The organism is Haladaptatus pallidirubidus (assembly GCF_020700235.1).
Taxonomy (GTDB): Archaea; Halobacteriota; Halobacteria; order Halobacteriales; family Haladaptataceae; genus Haladaptatus; species Haladaptatus pallidirubidus.
Map to the genome: position 1 here is coordinate 2958685 of NZ_CP085301.1, position 22000 is coordinate 2980684.

At 60.1% G+C, this 22000-nt stretch carries 19 protein-coding genes; 11 read left to right on the top strand and 8 right to left on the bottom strand.

All coding sequences use genetic code 11. The features are described from left to right. Nucleotides 1–22: 22 nt before the first annotated feature. Together LIX15_RS16030 and LIX15_RS16035 are read right to left on the bottom strand one after the other, a co-directional pair. Nucleotides 23–1156: a mechanosensitive ion channel family protein gene (locus LIX15_RS16030; RefSeq protein ID WP_227774159.1), complete on the bottom strand. Its 1134-nt coding sequence runs from the start codon at nt 1154–1156 to the stop codon at nt 23–25. A gap of 216 nt (nt 1157–1372) precedes the next feature. Then, nucleotides 1373–1777: a hypothetical protein gene (locus LIX15_RS16035; RefSeq protein ID WP_227774160.1), complete on the bottom strand. Its 405-nt coding sequence runs from the start codon at nt 1775–1777 to the stop codon at nt 1373–1375. Nucleotides 1778–1938: 161 nt separating this feature from the next. Here LIX15_RS16035 and LIX15_RS16040 point away from each other — a divergent pair, with 161 nt between their 5' ends. Further along, on the top strand, nt 1939–2370 hold the full coding sequence (locus LIX15_RS16040) for a hypothetical protein (protein WP_227774161.1): 432 nt from the start codon (nt 1939–1941) through the stop codon (nt 2368–2370). A gap of 137 nt (nt 2371–2507) precedes the next feature. Here the strand turns inward: LIX15_RS16040 and LIX15_RS16045 are convergent, their stop codons facing one another. The 4 genes from LIX15_RS16045 to LIX15_RS16060 form a co-directional block, all read right to left on the bottom strand. Then, nucleotides 2508–4202: an acetate--CoA ligase gene (locus LIX15_RS16045; protein ID WP_227774162.1), complete on the bottom strand. Its 1695-nt coding sequence runs from the start codon at nt 4200–4202 to the stop codon at nt 2508–2510. A 181-nt stretch (nt 4203–4383) separates the two neighbouring features. Next, nucleotides 4384–4665 (bottom strand): hypothetical protein, encoded by a 282-nt coding sequence (locus tag LIX15_RS16050; RefSeq protein ID WP_227774163.1) that lies wholly within the window; start codon nt 4663–4665, stop codon nt 4384–4386. A 319-nt stretch (nt 4666–4984) separates the two neighbouring features. Then, the gene (locus tag LIX15_RS16055; protein WP_227774164.1) at nt 4985–5749 is read right to left on the bottom strand and encodes a DUF4397 domain-containing protein; all 765 of its coding nucleotides are present in this window, start codon (nt 5747–5749) and stop codon (nt 4985–4987) included. 72 nt (nt 5750–5821) lie between these two features. Further along, on the bottom strand, nt 5822–7522 hold the full coding sequence (locus LIX15_RS16060; RefSeq protein ID WP_227774165.1) for a right-handed parallel beta-helix repeat-containing protein: 1701 nt from the start codon (nt 7520–7522) through the stop codon (nt 5822–5824). A gap of 190 nt (nt 7523–7712) precedes the next feature. On the opposite strand from LIX15_RS16060, the gene LIX15_RS16065 reads away from it, so the two are divergent. Further along, the gene (locus LIX15_RS16065) at nt 7713–7988 is read left to right on the top strand and encodes a hypothetical protein (RefSeq protein WP_227774166.1); all 276 of its coding nucleotides are present in this window, start codon (nt 7713–7715) and stop codon (nt 7986–7988) included. Nucleotides 7989–8014: 26 nt separating this feature from the next. On the opposite strand, the gene LIX15_RS16070 is transcribed toward LIX15_RS16065, so the two are convergent. After that, nucleotides 8015–8464 (bottom strand): ester cyclase, encoded by a 450-nt coding sequence (locus LIX15_RS16070; protein WP_227774167.1) that lies wholly within the window; start codon nt 8462–8464, stop codon nt 8015–8017. A gap of 100 nt (nt 8465–8564) precedes the next feature. Then, the gene (locus LIX15_RS16075) at nt 8565–9272 is read right to left on the bottom strand and encodes a hypothetical protein (RefSeq protein WP_227774168.1); all 708 of its coding nucleotides are present in this window, start codon (nt 9270–9272) and stop codon (nt 8565–8567) included. Nucleotides 9273–9429: 157 nt separating this feature from the next. Here LIX15_RS16075 and LIX15_RS16080 point away from each other — a divergent pair, with 157 nt between their 5' ends. From LIX15_RS16080 to LIX15_RS16120, 9 genes are all read left to right on the top strand, one after another. Then, entirely contained in the window at nt 9430–10590 is a 1161-nt protein-coding gene (locus LIX15_RS16080; protein ID WP_227776909.1) for a glutathione-independent formaldehyde dehydrogenase, read from the top strand. A 117-nt stretch (nt 10591–10707) separates the two neighbouring features. Next, the gene (locus LIX15_RS16085) at nt 10708–11943 is read left to right on the top strand and encodes an ornithine cyclodeaminase, nickel-pincer nucleotide-dependent (protein ID WP_227774169.1); all 1236 of its coding nucleotides are present in this window, start codon (nt 10708–10710) and stop codon (nt 11941–11943) included. Between the two features lie 98 nt (nt 11944–12041). After that, on the top strand, nt 12042–14549 hold the full coding sequence (locus tag LIX15_RS16090; RefSeq protein WP_227774170.1) for a PAS domain S-box protein: 2508 nt from the start codon (nt 12042–12044) through the stop codon (nt 14547–14549). A gap of 81 nt (nt 14550–14630) precedes the next feature. Then, a complete protein-coding gene (locus LIX15_RS16095) occupies nt 14631–14999 on the top strand; it encodes a DUF7344 domain-containing protein (RefSeq protein ID WP_227774171.1) in 369 nt (122 codons plus the stop codon). A 327-nt stretch (nt 15000–15326) separates the two neighbouring features. After that, nucleotides 15327–16682 (top strand): diaminobutyrate--2-oxoglutarate transaminase, encoded by a 1356-nt coding sequence (locus LIX15_RS16100; protein WP_227774172.1) that lies wholly within the window; start codon nt 15327–15329, stop codon nt 16680–16682. 131 nt (nt 16683–16813) lie between these two features. Then, nucleotides 16814–18232 (top strand): pyridoxal phosphate-dependent decarboxylase family protein, encoded by a 1419-nt coding sequence (locus tag LIX15_RS16105; RefSeq protein ID WP_227776910.1) that lies wholly within the window; start codon nt 16814–16816, stop codon nt 18230–18232. Continuing rightward, nucleotides 18229–20013, top strand: coding sequence for an IucA/IucC family protein (locus LIX15_RS16110; protein WP_227774173.1), 1785 nt, complete (start codon nt 18229–18231; stop codon nt 20011–20013). The genes LIX15_RS16105 and LIX15_RS16110 overlap by 4 nt, the downstream gene beginning before the upstream one ends. Continuing rightward, nucleotides 20010–20600, top strand: a complete 591-nt coding sequence (locus LIX15_RS16115) for a GNAT family N-acetyltransferase (RefSeq protein ID WP_227774174.1) — start codon at nt 20010–20012, stop codon at nt 20598–20600. The genes LIX15_RS16110 and LIX15_RS16115 overlap by 4 nt, the downstream gene beginning before the upstream one ends. Then, nucleotides 20600–22000, top strand: coding sequence for a lysine N(6)-hydroxylase/L-ornithine N(5)-oxygenase family protein (locus LIX15_RS16120; protein WP_227774175.1), 1401 nt, complete (start codon nt 20600–20602; stop codon nt 21998–22000). The genes LIX15_RS16115 and LIX15_RS16120 overlap by 1 nt, the downstream gene beginning before the upstream one ends.

The window sequence follows — 22000 nt, forward strand, 5'->3', positions numbered from 1 at the left end:
GTCCGAGTGCTCGGTTCCCTTCTCACTCGATTCGTCGTTCGCGTTCTCTGTCCTGCCCGTCTACGACGCGAAATCCGGTTTCCTCGCGCGTGGAGAGCGCTCGCTGCGGGAAGGGAATCTCGATTCCCTCTCGGTCGTAGGCGATTTTCACGTCGGCGACGACCGCAGTGATTGCGCGCCACTTCCGACGACTGCTCGGTCGGTCTATCCAAAAGCGGAGTTCGAGGCGGACGGCGGAGTCGCCGAACCCCGTCAAAACTGCACGGGGTCGTGGAACCTCCAAGATGTCGGAGACCTCCGTCATCGTCCGCTCGGCGACCGAAATCGCCCGATAAGGATCCGCCGAGTAGTCGATGCCGACTTCGACTTCGATTCTCAATCGCCCCTTTCGCCCGTAGTTCGTGATGGTGTTCGACCCCACCACGTCGTTCGGGATGACGACGTACTCTCCCGAAAACGTCTCGATTCGCGTCGTAAACAGCGTGATGTCCGTGACGATGCCTTCGTCGTCCTCGTTCCCCTCTATCGGTATCCGTATCCAGTCGCCGATTTCGAACGGGCGCGAAAACATGAGCGTGAATCCGGCAATCAGCGCGCTCAGCGTTTCGTTCGCCGCCAATCCGATGATGATGCCGAGGAATCCCGCCCCGATGAGGAAGGCGCGGACGTCGACCCGCCACACGCCCAACAAGAGCAGTCCGGCGAGGAGATAGATGCAGACCTCGCCGATTCGGGCGATGACTTCCCCTTGGTGACCGGTTATCTGTCCACTTCTCGTAACGAACCGGTCGATGACACGGACGAGCATTCCCGCCCCGACGTACGCCGCGGCGAGGACGCCGAAGGTAATCGCGAGACGAACGCCAACCGACGTGAGTTGGGAGAACACATCGACTTCCGGAGCGGGTGCGGCGTCGTCCGTCCAGAGCGCGAGGCTGTACTGCCCGATGAGAACCGCGACGACTCCGCTCGTGGTGAGCAAAAGAACGTCCACGAGACGGGGATTGATTCGGCGTTTCAGTCGCGGCGCGACCTTCCAGAGAATCCACGTGACGAAGACGAAAACGACGAGCAGAAACGTCGATAGCAGTACCCGAACGTCGGGAATCGGGATTTGCTGGATAACCGTGGAAAGGTAGCGTAGCGAGTTCGGCATGGGGATCGGCTCCGAGGACTGTGTGGCGCGTTCGATGGTGTGACGCGATTAGTATGGAATACTTTGTCTGCAATCGCCGGAACGACGCATCCCTTCCACACCCACGTTTAGTTGGTATGCACCGCAATATGCTTGTAAATGTTGGAATTTCCGCAAAAGTGTGACAGTATCATCGTGTTTTGAAAATTGAATTGGTAAATTGAAGCGGCGCCGTACTTATCGGTTTTCCCGCAGCTGCACGTTCCAATCGTCGGCTTCCCGCAGATAGGCCGGTATTACCGTGGGTTCGGCCGTTTCGTGGAGGTAAATCGTGCCGTCATCGACCGCGCCGCGTCCGAGGTCGGTGAACAGTCGTTCCAATCCACTACGCCAGCCCTCGTCGACCAACTGCCGCCAACAGGCCTCGAAGGCGTCCTCCTCGCTCGCCGTCGGACCGCCGCTCTCGCGGGCGAGTTCGAGACAACAGTCGGGACAGTTGCGAACCGACACCGGCTCCTTGAGTGCGTGAACGTGGCCATCGAAGGTAACGACCGGTGTTTTCGGTTTCATCGCGCCGTGACGCTCACAGACCGCGTCGTCGGTGTCGGTGCCGATGTAGATGGGACGTCGATTCGGTGACATGGTCGGAAATGAGAACTAACCAACAATCGATTCGGCTATCAAACTACCGGCGATGCAAACGGTAGCTATTCGAAGGGAACCTTGCATCTGAAGGCTCCGAAAGTACATACATAATTCGACGGCAAATAGTTATTTCCGTCTACTGACGAAACGAACTTCCTATGAGTAACACCGACCTCAAGCAGGCGGTGCTCGACTCGAACCCGAACGACTGGCGGACGGACGACGCGCCGGATTCGTTCGCATATCCGACCCGCGGCATCACGGTGGAGCGAATCGGCGAGTGGTCGCCAGCATCTGCCCCGTGGAACGAGCGGTCTGCTGATGACACCCTCCGGCGGGCGAAGTACCGCCTGTTCCACGACGACGTCCCGTTCGACCAAGTAGACCTTCTCGACCTCGGCGATGGGACGCTGCTTCCGATGCCGGATTTCGGTCCCCCCGCAGGGAGCTCGGATGTCACGCCCGGCGATTTCGTCTTCTCCGTGAATCGGTACGAGTCGACACTCGGGACGATTGCGTCCACGAGCGACTTCGACGCCGCGCGCAAACAGGTCGGCGTCGAAGTTCGCGACGAGACGTTTCGGAAGTAGAGGGGTACGGTAGTTTTCCCGCCGTTGCGGGGCGGGGTTCGTTTAGAGCGAGCAGCAAGTGATGAGTGCCACCTCGTAGTGAGTGCTGTCGTCAGGCGCGGGTCGCGTTCGAATGCGTCAAAGAATCGGATTCCCGGCTATTCGTCGGTTCGGTCGCGCAGTTCGGTTCGGCGAATCTTCCCGGTTACCGTCTTCGGCAGTTCGTCCGTGAACTCGACTTCGCGGGGATATTCGTGCGCGGACAGTTCCTCCTTGACGTGCCGTTTGATATCCTCGGCGAGGTCTGAACTGGGGTCGGTGCCCTCGCTTAGGACGACGTAGGCTTTCACGATGTTGCCGCGCTCACGGTGGGACTTCGGCACGACGGCGGATTCTGCGACGGCGGGGTGTTCGCCGAGCGAGCTTTCGACCTCGAACGGGCCGATTCGGTACCCTGCGCTGATGATAACGTCGTCCGCGCGGCCTTCGAACCAGAAGTAGCCGTCCTCGTCCAGATGGCCCAAATCCCCGGAGAGATACCAGTTATTGACGAAACAGCCCTCAGTCTTTTCGGGCTTGTTCCAGTACTCCGCGAAGAAACAAGGATAGTTCCCTCGCTGGGCGATTTCGCCCGTCTCGCCCGGTTCAAGCGGTTCGCCGGTTTCGGGGTCTACCACCGCGGCTTCGATGCCCGGCAGCGGTTTTCCCATGCTCCCGGGACGGATTTCCATCGTCGGGTAGTTGTTGATAATCATGTTCCCCGTTTCGGTCTGGCCGTAGGTGTCGTGGATGGTGACGCCGAGGGTGTCTTCGCCCCACTCCACTACGCCCGCGGAGAGCGGTTCCCCGATGGAGAGCGCGTGTCGCAGGTCGAGATTTTTATCTTCCAACACACCCGCGTTCTCGCGAAGCATCCGATAGGCTGTTGGGACGCTGAACAGCACCGAAATCGGGAACTCGTCGAGCAGGTCGGCCCACGCTTCCGGGTCGAATTCACCCTCGTAGGTGAACAAGCTCGTGCCCCAGAACCACGCCCCGAGCGTGTTGATGGGTCCCGTCAACCAGCCGAGGTCGCCCGTGGACCAGTACAAATCACCGGGTTGCAGATCCACCGCGAATCGCTGGGTCGCGGCGACGCCAGTGACCCAGCGATGTTTGTGGAGGACGCCTTTCGCCAATCCCGTCGTCCCGCTGGTGTAGTACAGCAGGGCGTTGTCCTCGCCGCTCGTTTCGGCCGTTTCGAACTCAGTACTCGCGTTCTTCATCGCGGAGTGATAGTTGATGTCGTCGCGCTGAACACCCCCGCCGTCTCCGGAATTCGTCCGACTGGTAGTCGAGCCGTCCTCGACAACGTCCTCACTCACGACGATGACGTGTTCGACCGAGGGCGCGTCGTCCAGCGCGTCCTCGACGGTTGTCCGGTTTTGCGGCGTGGTGATAACGACTTTGGCGTCGCAGTCGTCCAACCGATACGCGATTCCGTCGGGGCCGAACCGTTCGTTCACGCCGCCCCAGACGCCGCCAGCTTTGAGCGTCCCGATGAGTGCGACGTAGTGTTCCGGAATCCGCGGCATGTAGGAGAAAACGCGGTCGCCAGAGTCCATGCAGTCGGAGAGGACGTTCGCAAACCGGTTCGACCGCTCGGCGAGTTCCCAGAAGGTGAGCGTTTCGCGCTCGCCGTTCTTTCCGGCGTAGTAGAGCGCGACCTTCCCTCGGTCGGTCGCGTGTCGGTCACAAACTTCGTGGGCGATGTTCAGTTTTTCCGGCGCGTCCCAGTCCGCTTCGCCGAAAATCTCGTCCCACTCGAACGCTTCGCGTTTTTCGTCGTAGTCGTGTAGATTGTGAACAGACATCACTCGCATCATCGGGGAGGGCAAATAAAATCGTTATCACAGTAGAGTTAGATATTTCGCCGGTTCGATGCTCGTTTATATTTCGTTGTGAGCGATTCGTTTTGCTCGCTATCGAGTTTTTACAATCAGAAGTACGTCGTCGCTCGGGATCGGTAACTGTCATCTGCGGATTCGGAGTCGGTCATGGTCCGCCTGCAGTCGTCTGTCGTCCGCGCTCCTCCTTCGTTTGCGCGACGAAGTTCCAACGCCCGTCCTGGGAGAGCGCGTCGAGAATCGGGTCGAACTCGGCCTTCGACACTTCGCGATACTTCTCCCGACCGACGGCGGTTCGGAGGCGGACGAGATACGTGTTGCCGTCGGGATCGTACACCGAAAGCGTTCGGTTCGACCGTGAATCGGCCAGTTTCGAGGCGAGCGGGACGGTGTCGAGTCGCCGAATGCGGTCACCGAGTTGCCAACTCAACCGGCACCCGTGTCGGTGAATCGGTGACCGTGACTCACTATTCGATGGGCGTGAATCCTCACCGGTTTTCAACGACTCTGTTTGACACTCCCCATGGCTTTCCATGGCACATCGAACATCGACCCGGAACTTAAATCATGTTCATTCCACCCTCGAGTTTTCGTAGTTGCACGAACTGGTCGCTGATTTAGCCATCACCGCGACATCCGGCTTCCACGGCTCGAACGGACTAAACCGAAGCGAAAACAGGTGTGTTATCGGTGCGGTCAGCACCAGTTTGCTCAGCTCCCCGGAACTGTTCTATTTGTTAGGTCGCCGTTTATCCCGTCGTCATCGTTTCGGAGGTCGCTGTTTCCGTCGTCATTCCTTCGTCGCCCGAATCCACTGCGGTCACGAGGTCGAGCGACTGGGCTTGATTGTCGGTTTCCAACAACCCGACGGCGAACGCGGAGATGACCACGCCCCCTTTCAGTGTCACGTCGGTCGTCGCGACTGCCTGGTCTTCCCCCGCAGGGCGAACTTCGATGGTGTACGACCCAGCAGGAAGGTCAACGTACTCGCTGGCAGTGCCATATTCGAGTCCCTCAACGAGCAAGTCACCGTTTGTTGCAATATCGACGGCAGGCGCGTCCGGTGAGAGGTGAACCCCTCGAATACTAACTCGGTTGCCAGACGGAATTTCGCTCACGTCCATGAATAGGAACGCCTCAGGACTGTCTTGCGTTCCACCCGCGGCAATGGTATAATCCCTGTTCGGTTCGAGGGTTGCTTGCTGTTCGATAATCGCATTTTCCTGTCCCTCACCCGCGGGTGCGACTTGAAGGGTGTGCTGTCCGGGTTCGAGTTCGAGGTAATCGCTCACGTCCTTGTAGGCGACATTTTGTAGCGCTCGGTTCCCGTCAACGAACACGTCCACGTTCGGCGCGCCCGGAACTGCGTGGACGATTCGCGCGCGGGCGGCCTCTCTGCCTCCGCCGTTTCCACCGTTCGTCGTGGTCGTGTCCTGTGCGCTCGAAACCCTACCGAGAGCCGTCAGTCCGCTCGCGCCGACGAGTCGGAGCACTCGCCGTCGTGTCTGTCTCATTTTCATTTCCCCCGGACCGCTTCTCGGTCGGTTAGTTGAAAGAATTTTTCCCCAACCAGTTTGACGGTCGTTTCACACGGCTTCAACGAACACGTCGATTGCCTCTCCCGACTCCCTGACCGCGAGCCTTGCCCCGTCGAACGCGCCGTTCGTCTTCGTGTACGAAACCGACTCGACGCCGCCGGCGATTCGGCCGAAGGTCAGTTTCGGCCGTCGGGCATAGGGTTTGTCGAACTGAACGCTGACGTTCCCGGATTCGTCCGCCGCAAGGCCGCGATGCACGCCGAACGCCGGAACGTGATTCCTGACGAACGAGGTCGGACTTTCTATTTTCCACGAGTCCTTTCCGTTCGCCCAATTTTGGCTGTAGCAGTTGTCGCCGCCGCCGTCCGCCTCGACGATTGCGAGGCCGCCACCGCTCTGGTAGATTCGGTTGTCGAAAACCACGTTCCGTTTACTTCGGAGCAAAATACCTTGGAAGTAGCCGTCTGATTTCCCGTACTCCCGAACGCGATTGTCGGTTATCTCGTGGTGTGTCCGTTTCCGACCGCGGGAGACGATTCCTGTCCGCCGGGTTCCCCGGATGTGGTTGCGCTCGACCGCGACGAACTCCGCACCGTCGAGGAGTATTCCCGCCCGTCCGGCGTTGGAAACCGTGTTTCGAGCGACGACGCCGTCGTTCGCGCCCGCGATTCGAATTCCGTCGCTTCCGGCGTCGTAGAGGTTGTTTCCGGCGACGACGAAATCCGAAATCCCTCGCTCGACGTTCACTCCCGGGCCGCCGTAGTCGTACAGGTCGTTGTTAACCACCGTAACGTTGCTCGCCTGCTCGATGTTGAGAGACACTCCCGCGAAGTCGTCGGATCGGGTCGATTCTTCCTTGACGCTCACGTTGCCGTCGATTCGGACGTTTCGTGCCCTGCCGTCGAATCCGATGTGGCAGAAGGATTTGTGGTGGCCGAATCCGACGTTGTTCGAGACGAGGATGTACCCCCCCGCTTGCAGGTCGTTGCCACCGATTCCCGTCAGGCTCCCCTCAATGTTGTCTCCCAGCACGTTCCCCACGACGACGACGTTTCGCGCCTGCTGATGGTCGTAACCGCGCCATACGTCGCAGGAAATCGACCGGTCGAGGCCGTCCGTGACGATGTTGCCGGAGACGACGACCTGCGCGCCGCCGACCTGAATCCCCCTGTCGCCGATATCGTGAATTCGGTTGCCGAGAATGCGGACGTTTTTGGCCTCGCCTTCCACGCTGATGCCGCTTCCACCGGTGTTGTGTTCGTGGTACGGATGGGTTCGCGTCAGGTAGTTTCCGGACAGAGTGACGTTTTCTGCGTCCTGCACGACGATTCCGTGACACCGCTTCGCGCTCCGATTTTGATTTTCGGGATTGCCGTCGAACCCTACGCCGCGAATCGTGACGTTTTCGCAGTGGTCGTTGTGGCCGATTCGAAACCCGCCGACGTTCGCCCCGTTTTCGGGTTTAATGAGCGCCGGAACGTCCGGGCCGATGACGGTGACGCCGTCCACGTCGATGTCGAGCCAGCGCGTCGTCCGGTAGGGGTCGTTCTCGCCCGTGATGACGACCGTTTCGCCCGCCGACAGGTCGGCGAACGTCGATTCGAGCGCCGACGCCGACGAGACGACGGCGTCCGCGAGACGACTCGGTCCGGCGTTCCCGTCGGCGTCTTGAAAAGCGTCGCGCCCTGCGAACGCCAGTGCGAGTCCGGCGGTTCCCCGAAGCACCCCTCGCCGTGGTATCTCTCCCATTCCATCCGACTGACGACAGGGAGCAAACAGTGCTTTGCGGCCAAATGGTCGAAAACGTGAACGAACGCCGTTCGATTAGTTCGAAGGCTCGACCCGAGTGTTCAAGTCACTCGCCTTCATTAGGTATGTTATCACATCCGGTAGTCGTAGTCCGACACGGTGCGCACGACAGAAATCACAGTAGTGACCCATGGCCGAAGTTCTCGAACATTACCGTCCGACGGACGATACACGCCCTCCCGGCGTCTACCGCGTCGTCGGAGCAACGGACGAAATAACGTTGCTTCGTGTTACCGACGCCGACGGACGACGAGTCGCAACTGGTGAGATACACTACGTTTCCCCGCACATCCTCGACAGCGAGTTCGTGCGCACAACTAACCCCGACGTAGGTTTCTCCCCCGCCTCCGCCGTTCGAAACGCACTTTCGGGACTGTACTGGTCAGTGCGGCGGTTTGTCAGCTAGTTCCTTTTTTTATCCCGCTAAACCAGCTACTCCGCCATTTCCGTCAGCTCGTCCGGTAGTGGTACGATACCGAGTTGCTGGAGCATTCCCAGCATATCCCAGTTCGCCCACGTCTCCTTGATAAGGCCGTCCTCGACGCGGTGCATCGCGAGACCGGTGATTTCGAACGTTTCTCCCGTCGGTTCGTGGCCCATGAACTCCCCTTCGTGCGTGCCGCGCTCTTTCCCGCGAAAGACGACCAAATCGCCTTCCGAGATCATCTCCTCGATGTGAACGTCGCCGTCCGGAAACGCCGTTCCGAACATGTCTATCATCGCTTTGAACTCGTCCGCCTCCTGTACGCCACCCGGAGCATCCGGGTCGTAACGGACGTAATTCGGGGCGAGCAGTTCGTTGGCGACCGATTCGTCTCCTTCGTTGACGAACTCGTCGATGAATCTACGAACGACAGCTTTGGTATCTTCTGTTTGCCCCATTTCCTTTCCCCCATGCAAAGACGGCCTCCGAGTACAAAGCTATTGTCTGGCTATCACGTCTCACTTGTTTGGTGACGGCTCTGTAATCTAAACAGAGCCGTCACCGAACGCTGTGCATCAGCTGAAGGAGTTCTTGCCGATACGCGTCGCTGTCCCGGTTCAACACCGCTTGCAGTAGCTCGTCCGTCGGACGGATTCCCGTCGCGATGAGAAGCGACTGTTCGGAACGCGATACGTCGAAGTAAAGAACCGTCTTCACCCGATTACCTCGCTGGATTCCCGGAAATCTGGCTGCCTCCGGTGTTGGTGTATCGGTGTACCGTCCGATACTGTAGTACCCATCGTATTCGGCTGTCGCTTGCTCTCGCGTCGTTTCTCGCTCCGCGGAATGCCGCTCGTGCAACTCGGAAAATCCGTGGCGTCGCGCCGTTCGTTCGAACTCCTGTTTGGCGAACTCCGCGACGAGTGCGGGTTGTGCGAACGTCGAGAGCGGTGATTCGAACGTGACGCGGGTCACGATGAGTGCGCCGACGATGCCGTTAAACTCGCGGCGGAGACGCTCGGCGAGCGTCTCCGTGAGTCGAGTATCTTTGTAAAGCAGCGTCGTCGTAAAGGCATCTCCCAAATCGACACCTTGCGGACGGAACGGTGTCCGATTCGTTTCCCGTGCTTCGACTTCCCACTGTTGAATGAGAGGTGCAGTAACCCGGGGATTTCTGTAGTGTCCATTGCCCTGTTGCGCGCTCACGATGCCGCTTCCCGCGAAGGCGATTCCACCCACTCGTTCGATGAATGACCTTCTATCCACGACAGGTGGACGCTTTGCAGGTCTATATTCCTCACGGCCTCGAACCGCCTCGTTGGTTCAACCCGCGCCGACTGACGAACACCTACTATTTTGAGACAAAAACATCATGGTCGTCACTGTTGTAGCCGTGTAGTTGCAGGGGTGGGAACGAATGTCAATGGACGCGGTCGTTTACCAAGGACCGCACGACGTAGCAGTGGAATCGGTCGATGAACCCGGAATCGAACATCCGAACGACGTGGTCATCGAAATCACGACCTCGGCGATCTGTGGCTCGGACCTCCACATGTACGAGGGCCGAACCGATGCCGACCCCGGAATCGTCTTCGGTCACGAGAACATGGGAATCGTGCAGGAAGTCGGCGACGGAGTGGAGACGCTGGAGGAGGGAGACAGAATCGTCCTCCCGTTCAACGTCGCCTGTGGCTTCTGTAAGAACTGCGAAAACGGCTACACGGGATTCTGTACCAACGTGAATCCCGGTTTTGCCGGAGGCGCGTACGGATACGTTGCGATGGGACCGTACAAGGGCGGCCAAGCGGAGCGACTTCGAGTTCCCTTCGCGGATTTCAACGCGCTGAAACTGCCGGAGGGGAACGAACACGAGGATTCGTTCATCTTACTCGCGGACATCTTCCCGACGGGATGGCACGGAACGGAACTGGCTAACCTTCAACCCGGCGAATCGGTCGCCATCTTCGGTGCGGGCCCGGTCGGACTGATGGCCGCCTACAGCGCGAAAATTAAGGGTGCGTCGGAAATCTACGTGGTCGATAGGGTGCCGAGCAGGTTGGAACTCGCGGAACAGCACTGTGACGCGAAGGCGATCAACTTCGAGGAGAGCGACCCGGTCGAACAAATCAAAGACGCCCACGGCGGCGGTGTCGATAAGGGCGTCGATGCGGTCGGCTATCAAGCCATCGACCCGGACACCGACGTGAGCGACGACGCCTACGACCCGGCGCGGGAGAACCCGGCGGTAGTGCTCAACCAACTGATTCAGACTGTTCGCCCGACTGGACAGTTGGGCGTCCCCGGACTGTACGTGCCGTCCGACCCCGGCGCGCCGGACGAGATGGCCGCACAGGGTCGCCTCGGCATCGACTTCGGGAAATTCTTCGAAAAGGGACTCAAGGTCGGAACCGGGCAGTGCAACGTCAAGGAGTACAACCGTGAACTGCGCGACCTGATAATCGAAGGTCGCGCGGATCCGAGTTTCGTCGTCTCACATCGTGTGGGGCTCGACCAAGCTCCCGAGATGTACGAGCGATTCGATAACCGCGAAGAGGGCGTCACGAAAGTTCTGCTCGAACCCTGAGCAGGAACGCTGATTTTTGGCCGAAGTGAACCGCGTAATATCGATTAGCCTCCCGATACTTCCCGGGCGTTGGCGACCGACACAACGCTGATACTGACGTCCCGCATTCACTCGCGTATGGTACGTTCCCGCACGGTCGAGTTAGAGGGCCACATCATCGACTCGGGCATGATGCAGCGATGCTTCGGCGTGGTGATGGACTTGGACGGCGAGTTCGAAGTCGAAGAGTTTCGGGTCGGTAAACACAAAGACGAGGAATCATACGCTAGAATGACCGTCTCGGCGGACGACGAGGAGACGGTTCGCTCCATCCTGCACGAACTGCACCAGAACGGCGCGCACGTTCCGAACCCCTCGGACGTGGCGCTGAAACCCGCTCCGGAAGACCAAGTCGTCCCGCACGGCTTTTACTCCACGACGAACCACCCGACGCAGGTTCGGTACGACGGCGAATGGCTTCCTGTCGAGAACATCGAGATGGACTGTGCGGTCGTCATCGACCCCGACGAACGACGGGCCGCGACGAAGGTACTCAACGCCATCGAGGAGGGAGACCTCGTCGTGACGGACGAATCCGGCGTTCGCGTCGCTCCGCCGGAACGACCACGCGGCGGGGGCGGTCCGTTCGGATTCATGCAGGGCGGCGTGTCGAGCGAACGTCCTTCCGAATCGCTCATCCGCGAAATAGGGGAAACCATCGCGGAGACGAAAGAGAATGGTGGAAAGGTACTCGCCGTTGTCGGCCCGGCGCTCATCCACTCGGGCGCCGGCGACGACCTCGCACGACTCGTCCGGGAAGGCTACATCGACATGCTCAGCGCGGGCAACGGATTCGCGGTTCACGACATCGAGCGCGGTCGGTACGGCACCTCTCTGGGGATGGACATCGAAACGCTGGAACATCCGCGAAAGGGACACAAACACCACATCTACACCATCAGCGAGGTAATCCGGGCGGGCGGTATCGCGGCGGCGGTCGAAGACGGACTCATCGAAGACGGCGTGATGTACGAGTGCGTGGAAAACGACGTGCCGTACGTCCTCGCGGGGTCGATTCGTGACGACGGCCCACTGCCGGACACCATCACAGACGCGGTAGAGGCCCAAAATGCCGTTCGGGAACAAGCTCACGAGGCCGACCTCGTGTTGATGCTTTCGACGCTTCTCCACTCGGTCGCGGTGGGCAACTGCTTACCATCGACCACCCGCGTCGTCTGCGTGGACATCAATCCCGCGACGGTCACCCAACTGCTCGACAGGGGAAGCGCGCAGGCTATCGGCATGGTCACGGACGTTGGGACGTTCGTCCCGACGCTCGCCGAAACCGTACTGGAGCGTGCGTCGTCCAACTGACGACGCACCCCCACGTACTCCAAGATCCTCATGAACGATACATGTCAACCCGAATTAACGAAAGTCTATTTTCGATCCTCCCCCTGTATCTCACAACCATGTCCGAATCTTCTCCTCCGGACGATGCGACCACCTGTTCGCTCAGAAAAGCGAAATCGGCCGAGGAAGCCGCCTTTTTCAAAAGCATCGTCAAGGATTCGCTCGACGGAGTCATCACGATAGACGAGGACGCGACCATCGTCTTTGCGAACGAAGCGGCGGCGTCCCTCTTCGGATACGACGTAGACGATCTTCTCGGGCATTCGATACGGACGCTTTTTCCGGAGCGATATCGCGAAGTCTCCGACTTTTACCAGTACGTGGACGACCCGGAATCGGCGGTCGAATGCACGAGTATCGAGCGAATCGGACGACACCGAACCGGTGATGAACTTCCGCTCTCCTTTTCCCTTCGCGAACACGCCTATCGCGGACAGCGGTTATTCACGGTGATGCTCCGAGACGTTTCCGAACAGCAGCAGCAACAAGACGAACTCGAAGCGGCAACCGAAAAGTATCGGACGCTCGTCGAAACCGCTCCGGACGCCATTTTCGTGGCCGATGCCGAAACCGGTGTAATACAGGAAACTAACCGAGCGGCGGCCGAGTTGCTCGAACGACCGGTAGACGAGATCGAAGGAATGCATCAGACGGAGTTACACCCGTCCGAGGAAACCGAGCGGTACGAGCGGATGTTTCGGGGGCATCAGAAACGCGGCGGTCCGTTCGAAGAGAGTCAGGATCTAACGGTAATCACCGCGAACGGAAACCGAGTTCCCGTCGAAATAAACTCGAACGTAACCGATCTGAACGGCCAACAGGTCGTTCAAGGCATCTTTCGTGACATCAGCGAGAGGAAACATCGTGAAGATGCACTCGACGCGTTACACGAGACGACACAGCGAATGTCCGAGACTGCGTCGTCCCAAACGATTTGCGCGCACGCGGTGACGACTGCGGCGGAGGTTCTCGATTTCCCGATTAGCGGAATTCATTTCGAATCGGCGGATGGCGAATCGCTCGAACCCGTCGCAACGACCGACGAGGTTGCCGGTGCACTCGGGGGGTCGGTTCCGACGTTCACGCCCGAAGACCCGTTCGTCTGGGACGCCTTCGAGGCGGGCGAGCCATCCGTCATCCCCGACTTGCAAGCGACGGAGGAAGGGGCGGCCCGGGATACGCCGATTCGAAGCAGTATTATCGTCCCGCTGGACGAACACGGCGTGTTCATTACGTCCTCGGAATCGGTTCGTGAGTTCGACCAAATCGACTTCGACTTGGTACGAGTGTTGGCCGCAAACACGGAGGCCGCTTTGGCGCGAGCGGAGCGCGAACGCGCGATTGCTCGTCAGCGGGATGAGTTGACGACTTTAAACCGGATCAATGCCATCGTCAGGGACATCAACCAGGCCTTAGTTGCCTCCCCGACCCGCGAGGAGATCGAGCGAACGGTGTGCGAACGATTCGCGGCGTCGGACGTCTACCACGGAGCGCTCGTCGGTACCTTGTCCGCGGCGGAGCAAGGACTCTCGGTCCAAACGGCGGCCGGAATCGACGATACGTACCTCGAAATCGTCGCTAACGAGGGCATCGAGACGGAATCCGGTGCCGCGGCGACGGCGATACGAACCGGCACGGTTCAAGTCGTCGAAGACGTTCAGACCGACCCGGCGTTTCCGGAATCGATAAAAATGGCGGCGCGCGCGCGAAACTACCGTTCCGCCGCCTGTATCCCGTTCGGACACGGAGAAACGATGTACGGGGTTTTGGTCGTGTACGCGGCTCGACCAACGGTCATCGGGGAGCGTGAGCAAGCCGTATTCGCCGAACTGGGCGAGATGATCGGTCACGCGATAAACGCCGTCGAGAGCAAACAGCTCCTCTACAGCGAGCGTATCCTCGAACTCGAATTTTTACTCACCGGAACGGACTCTTTTTTCGTTACTACCTCTGCGGAGCTTGAATGTTCGTTCACGCTCGATGGTGTGGTACCAGCACCGAACGAGACCTACATATTCTACGTGACGAGTTCCGGAGTCTCACCGGAAGACGTTATCGAGCGAGCAAACGCGTCGCCCAGCATCGAGCGCGTTCGGCAGATACAGAGCGGTGAAAGCGATAACACGTTCGAAATAAAGATTCAGGGGACAAAAACCACCGCGCAAGCGCTCATCGAACGCGGTGCGTACGTCCGCAGCGGGACGATTACTCGGGGCGAAGGAACGCTCATCGCAGAAGTTCCAGCGAACACCGAAATTCGACCGTTCGTCGAAGCGGTTCAGGCCGTGTATCCGAGCGCCGCGCTCCTCGCGAAACGAAATCGAGAACATCCCCACCATCCGGAACCCGACCTCAATCACGAGTTAGAGGAGATGTTGACCGCGCGGCAGTTGGAGATACTACTGTCCGCGTATCTTGCGGGATACTTCGACTACCCGCGGGCGAGCACAGGTGCGGAACTCGCCGAAACGTTCGACATTACCTCGCCGACGTTTCATCAACACTTGCAGGCTGCACATCAGAAGGTGCTCACGCTCCTATTCAGCAATCGCAACGAGGGAGACTGACCCGTCCCGCGTTCGACTTCGATGGAGATACCTCAATAGTGAGGCAGAGGATTCGTGGCCCGAGACTCGTTCCATCAGGTAATGAGCGATTCCGAGAAACGAGTCGACAACATCGAAACTGTGCGGAATCACCCCGAGGAAGCGTACGAGTCGAAACTGTCGTCCGAAACTATCGCACGGGTTCTGAAGAATCGACGGCGGAGAGCTATCTGCCGGGTTCTCGCGAACGGTTCCAATGTCACGACGCTGGATGAACTCGTTGACGCGCTCATGGAGCAGGAAGCGAACGCGACGGGGACGGAAACCGAACGCGACCGTGAGTTACTATCCATCCGACTCCACCACGTCCACCTCCCGCTCTTGGAAGATATTGGTCTCATCGCGTACGAACACCGATGCGGAACCGTTCGTTACTGGGGACATTCGGAAATAGAGAATTTTCTCAACTAGCTCCGTTCCTCTTGTGAACGCGCTGGAAAACGCGAGTTGCTCTCAGCGTAGCGAAAGAGAATGACCGCCGACCGAACGTCCACTGAACAAAAAACTGGACGACTTTCTTTTCTGTCGAGGGTCGTACGATTCGAGGCTTTCATCGCATTTTAGCTAACGGTTACTGATCTCTCCATTGGAATGTACGACCTCGTGATATTTAGGCCTCCCTAAAAACCGCAGGGTTTACATGGTTTTAGGCAAGCCTAAAACCTGTAATGCGTCGATATAAGCCGCGGAACGTACGAACAGCAACAGCTATCCCGATTATTTCGATCAGGGGGCGCAATGACCCGTAGCGAGAACGCGCGCTTGCTATCCCAGCAAGCGCGCCGTGAGTCGAACGCGCGGACGTATCCCCGCCACCTTCCGATTGCTATCCGGCGAGCGAACGGCGTCGAAATCGAGGATGCGGACGGCAACGTCTACTACGACTGTCTGGCGGGCGCGGGAACTCTCACTCTCGGGCACAACCATCCCGTCGTCGTGCAGGCAATCGAACAATTGCTTGACGCGGAAGCGCCGCTTCACACGCTCGACATCACGACGCCGACGAAAGAGCGTTTCGTGGACGCGCTGTTCGATAGCCTTCCGGACGAGCTTTCCGAGTCGGCGCGGGTGCAGTTCTGTAGCCCCGCCGGAACCGACGCCATCGAAGCGGCGCTGAAGCTCGTCAAAACTGCCACCAGGAATCGCTCCCTTCTCGCATTTCAGGGCGGCTATCACGGGATGACGCACGGTGCGCTCTCCCTGATGGGTAACACCGACCCGAAGGAATCTGTTCCGGGCACGATGCCCGACGTGCATCACCTTCCGTTCCCCTCGGACTACCGCTGTCCGTTCGGCATCGGTGGCGAATCCGGCCATCGAACGGCGAGCCGGTACGTCGAACACGTCCTCTCCGACCCGGAAAGCGGTATCGTCGACCCGGCGGGAATGGTGCTCGAACTCGTGCAAGGCGAAGGCGGCGCGATTCCCGCACCCGACGACTGGACGCGAGAAATTCGGCGGATGACCCGCGAACGCGACATTCCGCTCGTCGTGGATGAAATCCAGACCGGACTCGGCCGCACGGGCGAACTGTACGCCTTCGAACACGCCGACATCGTCCCCGACGTGGTGACGCTCTCGAAGGCGGTCGGCGGCGGATTGCCGCTTTCGGTGGTCGTCTACAAGGAAGAGTTGGACGTGTGGGAACCCGGTGCCCACGCCGGAACGTTCCGCGGCGACCAACTGGCGATGGCGGCGGGACGGGCGACCATCGAGTACGTCCTCGAAAACGACCTCGCGTCCCACGCCGAAACGATGGGCGACAGGCTCAGGAATCATCTCGAAGAAACCCAAGCGACGTTCGACTGCGTCGGCGACGTTCGCGGACGGGGCCTGATGCTCGGCGCGGAAATCGTCGATACCTCGGCCGAGCCGGACGACCTCGGGAACCATCCGACCCACGCCGACCTCGCCTCGGAAATCCGCGCCGAATGTTTCGAGCGCGGACTCATCGTGGAACTGGGCGGGCGCGACAGCAGTACCGTCCGATTCCTGCCACCGCTCATCGTCACGAAGGACGACGTGGACGCCATCGCCGACCGTTTCTACGACGCGGTCGGCACCGCGGTTCGACGGGAGGCGACTGCCGCATGAACGAACCGCCGGAACACTGTTCGAAATCGCCTTCAGAATCGACCGAATCCGCGGACGACGCAGGCTCCGACGAAACCACGGAATCGCTGTTTTTAGGCGGTGAAGGCGGCGAAAATGCGTATCGAACCGCGATGGAGCGAACGACGGACGCGGTTCTCGATGCGTTCGTGGAGAACGCAGACCCCTATTCGGGCGCCAGTCCGGAAGCGCTCCGCGAGGAGTTCTCCGAGATGGAGATGATTCCGGAAACGGGCGAAGGATTGGCGTCGGCGCTTGAATCCGCCGAACCGGTTCTCCGAAATTCGGTCGGCGTTTCGAATCCACGGTGTCTCGCGCACCTACACTGCCCGCCGATGGTTTCGGGACTCGCCGCGGAGGCGATGCTGTCCGCGACGAATCAGTCGATGGATTCGTGGGACCAGAGTCCGGCGGCGACGCTGCTCGAAATCCGGATGGTCGAGGAACTCTGCGACCTGTTCGGTTACGACGATTCCGGTGACGGCGTGTTCACCTCCGGCGGCACGCAGTCGAACTTCATGGGTCTGCTGTTGGCCCGCGAACGCTTCGCCACGGAGCGATTCGGCACCGACGTAACGCAGTCTGGATTGCCACACCGCGCGAAAGCCATGCGAATCCTCTGCTCGGAGGAAGCCCACTTCACTGCCGAACAGGCCGCCGCCCACCTCGGATTGGGCGAGAACGCGGTCGTCACCGTCGAATCGAACGACGACCGGGAGATGTGTCTCGACGCGCTCGACCGAACCCTGGCCGAGTTGGACGAGCGCGAACTGCTCCCGTTCGCGCTCGTCGGTACCGCGGGGACGACCGATTTCGGAAGCATCGACCCTCTCGACGAACTCGCGGAGCGGGCCGAGGAGCACAACCTGTGGTTCCACGTCGATGCGGCCTACGGCGGCGCGCTGGCGCTGTCAGACCGCCACCGGGAACTGCTGTCGGGCATCGAGCGAGCAGACTCCCTGGCGGTCGATTTCCACAAGCTGTTCTACCAGCCGATTAGCTGCGGCGCGTTCCTCCTGCGCGACGGCTCGCAGTACGAGCACATCGCGCGAAACGCCTCGTACCTCAATCCGAAGGGTGCCTCCGCGCCGAACCTCGTCGCCAAATCAGTGCAGACGACGCGGCGGTTCAACGCGCTGAAACCGTTCGTCTCCTTCCGCGCGCTGGGTCGGGACGGATTCGGCGCGCTGGTCGATGCCACGATTGCTCTCGCGGACGACGTTGCGGAACTGCTCGCCGCCAATTCGTCGTTCGAATTGGTCGCCGAACCGACGATAAACGCGGTCGTGTTCCGGTATCGTCCCCACAGAATGAGCGACGAGCGACTGAGCTGGTTGAACGAGGCGATACGCGAATCGCTCCTGCGGGAGGGCGACGCCGTGGTCGCCCGAACCGAGGTGGACGGCGTCACCGCGCTGAAGTTCACCCTGCTCAACCCGCGTACGACGCTCGCAGATGTCGCCGACATCCTCGACGCAATCCAACGACGCGGCGGTTCTCTCAGTACGGTTTTCCCGGAGGTGTCGCGATGACGGCACCGGAGACGAAGGCGCAGTCGGACGCCGCCGCCGAATCGGCGACGATTCACGCCTTCCTGAACTGTTATCTCCGAGAAACCGGCGCGTACGACGTGGTTTCGGACGAAGCCGCCGAGGCTGGCGAGGCGATTCTGTTCGAACTGCCGATTCTCGGAATCGCCATTCGGGCACCGCTGTCGTACCGCTCCCCCACCGGACGACATCTGTTCGACCTTCCGGTTCGATTCCAAGCGAGCGAGGGATGGCTCGACCTCGATTACGCCACGCTCGCCGGTCTCGTAATCAAGGAACTGTTCCTCGCGCGAGGCGGCGACCACGTCGGAGACGAGCTGCTCTCCCGCGTGTTGTCGAGCAAGAACAGAATCGAGCGATTCGTCTCGGCGCGCGAAAACGACCGCGACCGACTGTACGGCACCGACTTCGAATTCCTGCACGCGGAGCAGTCGTTGATTTTCGGCCACCTGCTCCACCCGACGCCGAAAAGCCGAGAAGGAATCGCGGAGCGAAATGCGGAAACCTACGCGCCGGAACTGCGAGGGTCGTTTTCGCTCCATTACTTCCGGGGCGACCCCGACATCGTGGCGCAGGACTCCGCTAGCGACGAGCGCGCCGACGAGTGGGTGAAAGCCGAACTGCGGAACGATTCCGCGATCGCGGAATCGTTCCGCGAGAAGCACGTCGAAAGCGACGACGTGCTGATTCCGGTGCATCCGTGGCAGGCGAAACACTTGCTCGACCAACCGCACGTCGAATCCCTGCTGGCGGACGGCCGTCTTCAGCACCTCGGAAGCCGCGGGAAACCGTACTTCCCCACGTCGTCTGTTCGAACGCTCTACAGTCCGGAATCGTCGTTCATGGTGAAGGGGTCGCTCGCGGTGAACATCACAAACTCGGAGCGCACGAACAAGCGACCGGAACTGGAGCGCGGCGTGGCCATCACCGAACTGCTGAACACGGAACTCGGGTCGGAACTCCGGTCGCGTTTCCCGGACTTCGGCGTGGTGCGCGACCCGGCCTATCTGACGGTCGATGCGGGGCCGGGATCAGAATCCGGATTCGAGGTCGTCCTGCGTGAAAATCCGTTCCGCGGCGAGGACGCGAAGGGTGCCACGCCGGTCGTCGGCCTCTGTCAAGACCACATGTTCGGCGGCGATTCGCGTCTCGCAAACGTCGTTTCGAAAATCGCGGAGCGGGAAGGCCGCCCCACTGGCGAGGTGAGCGAGGATTGGTTCCGACAGTATCTCGCCATCTCGCTCAGACCGGTGCTGTGGCTCTACCTGAACTACGGCGTCGGCTTGGAGGCCCACCAGCAAAACAGCGTCCTGACGCTCCGTGACGGCTATCCTGGACGATTCCACTACCGGGACAATCAGGGCTACTACTTCACGGAATCGGGTCACGACGAAGTCGATTCCCTGCTTCCGGGGGTCGCGGAGCGCGCGGACACGCTGGTTTCCGACGCGTTGGCGGACGAGCGAATCCGATACTACGTCGTCCTGAACAACGTGCTCGGCGTCGTGAACGCCTTCGGCGCGGCGGGACTCGTGGACGAGTCCCGCCTGCTATCGGTTCTGCGTACGGAACTCGAATCGCTGACCGAGCACGACCACGAAGCATCATCTTTGCTGACGAGCCTGCTCACACAGCGACAGTTAGCCTGCAAAGCGAACCTGTTGACGCGGTTTCGTGGCATGGACGAACTGACCGGAACGCTCGAAAATCAGTCCGTTTACACCGAAGTTCCGAACCCCATCACTACGGAGGTAAACCGATGACCGGCCCCGCCGCAATCGTCGCGTCCCAGTACGACTTCCAGACGCACGATTCGACTATCGAGAAGACGATTTCGTTCCGGCAGGCCGCGATGGAGCGCGACCTCGGTCGCCTCCATCGCTGGCTGAACGAACCCCACGTCCTGCCGTACTGGCAGTGGAACGACCCGCTTCCCGAATTCCGCGTGACACTCGCGGAAAAGCTGGAAGACCCCCACCAGACGCTCTACGTCGGTCACCTCGACCACGTCCCGATGAGCTACTGGGAGTCCTACTGGGCCGCTGACGACGACCTCGCGAACCACTACGACGCGAAACCGACAGACCAAGGAATTCACCTGCTCATCGGCGTGCCGGAGTTTCTGGGGCACGGGTACGCGGAGCCACTGCTGCGGTCGATGACCGACTTCCAGTTCCGTCACGACGAAACCGACCGAATCGTAACCGAACCGGACGTTCGCAACGAGAAAGTCATCCACGTCTTCGAGAACTGCGGCTTCGAACCCCAGCGCGAGATTGCGATGGACGAGAAAGACGCCCTGCTGATGATTTGTGAGCGCGAGCGATTCGAACGGGAGGTGCTCGGTTGATGACGGCGGCGGACGAGATGGAAGCGAGCGACGAAGGCGCGTACGATGTCCTCGGCATCGGACTCGGCCCGTTCAATCTCGGCCTCGCGGCCCTGCTATCGGATACAGACTGCGATGCGCTGTTCCTCGAACAGAAACCCGAGTTCGAATGGCACGGCGGGATGCTCATCGAGGATGCAACCCTCGAAGTACCCTTTATGGCCGACCTCGTCACGCTCGCCGACCCGACCAGCGACTACAGCTATCTGAACTACCTTCGTCGGCACAACCGTCTCTACGAGTTCTACTTCTACGAGACGTTCCAGGTGCCGCGCCGGGAGTACGACGACTACTGTCGTTGGGTCGCCGAAAACCTCGGAAACACGCGCTTCAGTCGCCGCGTGACGAACGTGCGCTACGACGAGTCGGCGAGGGAGTTCCGCGCCACTGCTCGGAACCCCGAAAACGGGAAGACGGGTGAGACGAGCGAACCCGTCGAGTATCGGGCAAAAGACATCGTCCTCGGCGTCGGAAGCGTTCCGTTCGTGCCGGAATCCTTGCGCGGACATCCCGAGGAAGACGTGTTCCACTCGGCGTCGTATTTGAACCGGCGGGAACGCTGTTTGGACGCAAATTCGATTACGGTCGTCGGGTCGGGCCAGAGCGCCGCCGAGATATTTCTCGACCTCCTTCGCCAGCAACCGGAGGCCGACTTCCGCCTCGACTGGTTTACTCGTTCGGACGGCTTCTTCCCGATGGAGTACTCGAAGCTGGGGCTTCAGCACTTCACGCCCGAGTATACTCAGTACTTCCACGGTCTGTCGCAGGAGACGAAAGACGACCTCCTGCCGGAACAGGGGTTGCTGTACAAGGGCATCGACGAGAACACCAGCGAGGAGATTTACGATCTGCTGTACGAACGGTCGGTCGGCGGCGACGACCCGAACGTTGGCATGCTGGCCACGACGGAAGTGGAGGATATCTCGCAGGTTGGCGATGGTTATCGTCTGATCTGCAAGCAGTGGCAGGTTGGCGAGCGGTTCGCCCACGGGAGCGAGGTCGTGATTTTAGGGACGGGCTACCATCGCCCAACGCCGTCCTTCCTCGCCGGAATCGAGGGGCGAATCGACCGCGACGCGAAGGGTCGCCTTCGCGTCGAATCCGACTTCGAAATCGGATTCGACGCCCCCGGCAGAATCTTCGTCCAGAACGCCGGGATGCACGCCCACGGCGTCGGCACCCCCGACCTCGGACTCGGCTGTTATCGAAACGCACGGATTATCGAATCGCTGGTCGGAGACGAGGTGTACCCCGTCGATTCCGACACCGTCTTTCAGGATTTCTCGGTCGAGCGGTTCGTCTCGAAATCACCCAACAGCGAGCGATTGCACGGCAAACGGACACCACTTCAGGAGGACTAA